The sequence below is a fragment of the Paenibacillus sp. HGF5 genome (assembly GCF_000204455.1).
In the GTDB taxonomy this organism is placed as follows: domain Bacteria; phylum Bacillota; class Bacilli; order Paenibacillales; family Paenibacillaceae; genus Paenibacillus_AQ; species Paenibacillus_AQ lautus_A.
In genome coordinates this window covers 1-5155 of record NZ_AEXS01000120.1, presented here as the reverse complement: position 1 = coordinate 5155, position 5155 = coordinate 1, and the positions used below count along the sequence as shown (strand labels likewise).

4 protein-coding genes and 1 pseudogene are annotated in these 5155 nt (G+C 54.1%); 4 read left to right on the top strand and 1 reads right to left on the bottom strand.

The features are described 5' to 3' along the window. A pseudogene (locus HMPREF9412_RS18920) lies at positions 1 to 808 on the bottom strand (excinuclease ABC subunit UvrA); the annotation flags it as partial. A gap of 103 nt (positions 809 to 911) precedes the next feature. Between HMPREF9412_RS18920 and HMPREF9412_RS18915 the strand changes: the two are divergent. The 4 genes from HMPREF9412_RS18915 to HMPREF9412_RS18900 all read left to right on the top strand — a co-directional run. Continuing rightward, positions 912 to 1856 carry a helix-turn-helix transcriptional regulator gene (locus HMPREF9412_RS18915; protein ID WP_009593304.1) on the top strand — a complete coding sequence of 315 codons (945 nt, stop codon included), beginning with the start codon at positions 912 to 914 and terminating at the stop codon, positions 1854 to 1856. A 255-nt stretch (positions 1857 to 2111) separates the two neighbouring features. Further along, complete coding sequence (locus HMPREF9412_RS18910; RefSeq protein WP_009593303.1) at positions 2112 to 2786, top strand: response regulator transcription factor; 675 nt, start codon at positions 2112 to 2114, stop codon at positions 2784 to 2786. Beyond that, on the top strand, positions 2783 to 4171 hold the full coding sequence (locus tag HMPREF9412_RS18905) for a sensor histidine kinase (protein ID WP_009593300.1): 1389 nt from the start codon (positions 2783 to 2785) through the stop codon (positions 4169 to 4171). Before HMPREF9412_RS18910 ends, HMPREF9412_RS18905 begins: the two co-directional genes overlap by 4 nt. Positions 4172 to 4686: 515 nt before the next feature. Continuing rightward, positions 4687 to 5155: ABC transporter ATP-binding protein (locus HMPREF9412_RS18900; RefSeq protein ID WP_441295376.1), on the top strand; the 469-nt coding region annotated here is incomplete at its 3' end.

The window sequence follows — 5155 nt, the reverse complement described above, 5'->3', positions numbered from 1 at the left end:
TTCCGCCATGGCATAACGGGCAGGCCGTTTCGGTCACCACCTGCTCGATGGCTTCCCTGTACGCCCTCGAGTCCCGCGAATCCTTGCTCAGAAAGGTCCGCTCGATTCGCGGGATAATGCCTTCGTAATACGAGGTAGGGGGCCATTCCTTGGTCGGGTTCGGCGGTTTAAAGCCGGTTTTGTACAGCAGCGTGTCCCAATCCTCCTCGCTGTAATCCTTCAGCTTCTTATCGTTGTCAAACAGGCCCGTGGCCACATAACGCTTCCAGCGCACTTCCCCCGGGTGGAATGTCGGAAACCGGATGGGTCCCTCATTCAGCGATTTCTCCTTGTCGATCAAGCTTTCGATCCGAAAGGTGTTCACTTTGCCCAGTCCTTCGCAATGAGGGCACATGCCTTGCGGGTTGTTAAAGGAAAACACGTCCGAATATCCGACGAAGGGCCGGCCGATCCGGGAGAATAACAAGCGCAGCAGGGAATGGATATCGGTGATGGTTCCCACGGTTGAACGGGCGTTGCCGCCGATTCTTTTCTGATTGACCACAATGGCGACCGACAGGTTCTCAACCGAATCGACTTCAGGCTGTCCGTAATGAGGAAGCCGATGGCGGATAAAGCTCGAATAGGTTTCGTTCAGCTGGCGCTGGGATTCTGCCGCAATCGTATCGAAGACCATGGCGGATTTGCCGGAACCGGACACGCCGGTGAACACCGTGATTTGTTTTTTGGGAATGGTCAGGCTTATGTTGCGCAGGTTTTTATTTCGTGCGCCGGTGACCTTGATGGACTGTTCTAAGCTTTGGTTCATCAGGGGAACTCCTCTCTTGTGTTGTTTTTGACCTTGTCACGGCAATAGCATATCTTATAAACATGACAATTATTGTCTAGTTATAACGCGTGAGGAGGACATTATGTCAAAAGCCAAGCAGCTCATGGATGTCATGATGTATGTCAATGCCAAGAGGATCTTTACGGCTCAGGAAGTGGCCGATGAGTTCGGCGTTTCCGTTCGCACGGCTCACCGGTATCTGACCGAAATCAGCGATATGGGCGTACCCTTATATACCGAGCAGGGACGGCACGGGGGATACCGTACCTTGAAGACTCGCGTTCTCCCGCCGATCCTGTTCGATGAAGACGAGGTGTTTGCCATATTTTTTGCCTTTCAGGCCTTGAAGCGTTATACCTCGTTACCGTTCGAGCTCAATATCGACTCCGCCTCCCGTAAGCTGCTGGCCGGATTTCCGGAGGACACCAAGATGATGATCGACCGCCTGGAATCGGTGCTGACGTTCTGGAGCCCAAGCAGGACCGCGGGGTCCCCTTACCTGAAAGACGTCATTGAAGCCGCGCTTCACCGACGGGTTGTACGGATCAGATATCGATCCAAATCGGGTACCGGCGACCGGGAAGTGCTGCCTCTCGGCGTTTATGCCCAGGATGGTTTATGGTATATGCCTGCGCTGGAGAACGGGAAGGGAGAAGTGCGTGTATTCCGCATGGACCGGATGGAAACCCTGACTCTGACTGACAGCACCTATGAGCCGGACATTCGCATGCAGGAATGGCTCGACGCGTATCCCGTACGGGAGCCGGTTCGATTATATGCCGAGCTGACCAGGGAAGGGGCAAGGCAGTGCGAAAGCATTCCTTGGCTGGAGAACGAGGTGGTCATGCAGGATGAGCACCGCGGCATCGTGGATACGATCGTCGATCGGAATGATCTTGAATATGTGACCCAGGTTTTTCTGCGTCTGGGGCTGGAGGCGAAGGTGATCGAACCGCCGGAGATCGTTGACAGTCTGAGGGAGAAGGCAAGGCTGCTGAGCTTGCATTACGGAGAGTCGGAGGGATAGACTTGCCTGGGCGGCAGTCTGACCGGAGGACGGATGGCATGATATGAAGGTGAGGTAGGCTTCGTGAAGGCCCAGTGAGGGAGCACGGCAGGTTAGCAAATCGGATGCATGAACATCGGGGATCCCATGTTACAATGACAAAAGATGAATTACGGTATACATAAAAGCTTAGAAGAGCCTTTATTTGACACAAAAGGTTATGAAATAGCCTCCTCTGGGGAGATACGAAGGTTCGTACGGAAAGGAAGTTTTACCATGAGCGCATGCATTCTATATATTGAGGATGATCGGGAGATCGGCGGATGGGTCAGCGAATTCCTCAGGGACAAGGGATACGAGGTACGGTGGCTGCTGAGCGGAGAACAGGCCGTACAGGAAGCAGCTTCGTGTGCGGTCGTTGTTCTGGACGTCATGCTTCCGGGGCTGGACGGCTTTACGGTCGGGCAGCGTCTCAAAAAGGCCTATCCCGGACTGCCCATCCTGATGCTGTCGGCTCGAACCTCTATTGACGATAAGCTGCAGGGGCTTGAGTTCGCCGACGATTACCTGACAAAGCCTTTCCATCCGGACGAGCTGGCTGCCCGTCTCGAGGTGCTTCTGCGGCGGTCTGTCGTGAAATCCGCGGAGCCCATCCGAGTGAAGCACTTATCGGTATATGAAGACGAGAATCGGATCGTGAACGAGGATACCGGCGAGGAGACGCTGCTGACCGGCAAACAGCATCAAATCTTTATGTATCTGCTCCAGCACCAGGGGCGTGTCATGACCAAGGAGCAAATATACGAGTCGGTCTGGGGAGAATCATATATCGAAGGGGACAAAACGCTGATGGTCCACATCCGGTATCTCCGGGAGAAGCTCGAGCGGGACCCCGCCAACCCGGAGATTATTGAGACCGTTCGCGGGCTTGGTTACCGGGTGAGAGCATGAGATGGACAAGGAAGAAGGGAAGGTTCCGCAATTCGCTGACCAACCGGTATTTGCTGCTGATTTTGATGGCTATGATCTTCATGCCGATCATGTTTCCGTTAGCGTCGATTTTTTACTGGTTCGTGAACGATACTTTCTCGGATCGGCCGCCGGCCCCTGCCGGGAAATATACCAGCGGTGCCGCGTTAGAGAGAATGTGGCACGAGGAAGCTGCCGGATTAAGCGGAGCTTCGCCGGAGGCCATTGAGCAGAAGCTGAATTCGATACGGCAGGAGTATCCGGAGATCTCCATGTTCTGGGTGGATGGCGGCAATAAGACCAGGCTGCAGCTGCCAGTGCAGCCTAACCTGCCCGAGGTATGGAGCGCGCCCTATACCGTGCAATTTATGAAAAACTCCCTCGATAGCGATCCGTTCACCTCCGTGGCTTTTATCGGGGGAGAGGGATCGGGAGAAGGCTTCATGGTCATGCAGCTGCCGAGAAAATATCTTAATGTCCAGCAGCCCATTGCGAGCGAAACGGCGCTGTACGGGCTGTTCACGGCTTCGATGTCCGGCCTGTTCATTCTGGTCTCCTGGCTGTTCTTCGTGCGCATCCGCAAGCGGCTGCTGCGGCTTCGTTCGGCCATGACGTCGTCCCATGCGTCGACGGGCATACCGCAGCCGGTTACGTTAACCAAGTATGACGAGATTGGACAGCTGGAAGAGGGTTATAACGATATGGTTATCCAGTTGGAAGAGGGACAGCGCCGCCAGCGCGAGGAAGAAGAGCTGCGCAAATCCCTGATCGCCAATCTGTCCCATGATCTCAGAACCCCGCTGACGGTGATTCGAAGCCATATTTTCTCCATGGAACGGGAGCCGCTGAGCCCGAAGGGAAAAGAATCGCTGTCGCTCATCGAATCGAAAATCGCGGATTTGGGCGGCCTGATCGACAACCTGCTGTCCTACAACTTGCTCACCAGCGGCAGAGTGCAGCTGAACATGGAATCTGCAGACGTGCTGCGAATCGTCAAGGAAAGCGCCGCTGCCTGGTATCCGGTATGGGAGAAGGCGGGAATCGAGCCTGACATCCAGGTGCGAGACGAGCCGCTCCACTGGAACGTAGACGTGCTGTGGTTCCGGAGGCTCCTCGATAATCTGTTCCAAAATGTCGCTCGCCACGCCCGATCCGGGCAGTACATCGGCATTCATACCGAGGAGAGGGAAGGACTTGAGGGCGTCCTTGTCATTTCGGACCATGGGCCGGGGATCGCAAGCGATTCCGGCAACAAAGGCACGGGCATCGGCCTGGCCATCGTGGACCACCTGACAAGGGAGATGGGGCTGGAAAGCCATGTGGAAAGCTCGGATGAGGGAACGAGGATCCGCATCTGGAAGCGTTGAGCAATCAAGCGCCGGGCTATCAAGCATTTTATCCGGATGGTGAGGGTTAGGTCGAATATATAAAAAGAGGAGCCGGCTCGATTATCGGTTCCTCTTTTTTTAGCTGCCAATAACAGAAAAAGACGCCCTGTCAGGCGTCTTCGTACCATTGCTTTTCGCTCGAGTTTCACGAGCTCGTCAGTGAACTGGGTTCATAAGCAAGGCAGGCTACAGCTGTTAGACTAAGAGAGAGATTCATTCTGAAATCCAATTGAACAAGAACATTCATATTCATCGTTAACCACACTCCAATCATAATGCTTAGTCGATTCATGTGAGAGAAGAGTGATCGGCATGCCATCATCAGCGTCAGGTAGCCCCCCTGTACGGACGCAATAAGCGTTTCGGCAAAGATATTATATCATATTCGGACACTTGCTAAAACGGTGGATAGCCATCCAGCTTTTTTAAAGAAAATTTAAACTTGGGGCCGACCGGCATTTAACCTTGGACATGTAGGATGTATACCTGAGGTGATGAACGTGACGGAACTCGTCATTCAAACAAAAGGCTTATATAAAATATACAAAAAGCGCGCAGCGGTCGTGGATTTGAATCTGGAGATCGCCCGCGGCGACATTTACGGTTTCCTCGGCCCGAACGGTGCCGGGAAAACGACGACCATTCGCATGCTGCTCGGACTCATTCAACCGACGCGTGGCGCGATTCATTTGTTCGGCAAGGATTTAAAGAGCGAAAAAATGGACATTTTGCGCCGGACCGGATCGCTTGTGGAATACCCATCCTATTACGGCCACTTGACGGCCGTAGAGAATCTGGAAGCGATCCGCCGGATTACCGGCGGCCCGAAATCCCGCATCGCGGAAGTGCTGGAGATCGTCTCCTTGACGAAGGAGGCCAAGCGCCCGGTTAAGGGATACTCGCTAGGGATGAAGCAGCGTCTTGGCATCGCGGCCGCCCTGCTGAACAATCCGGAGCTGCTCA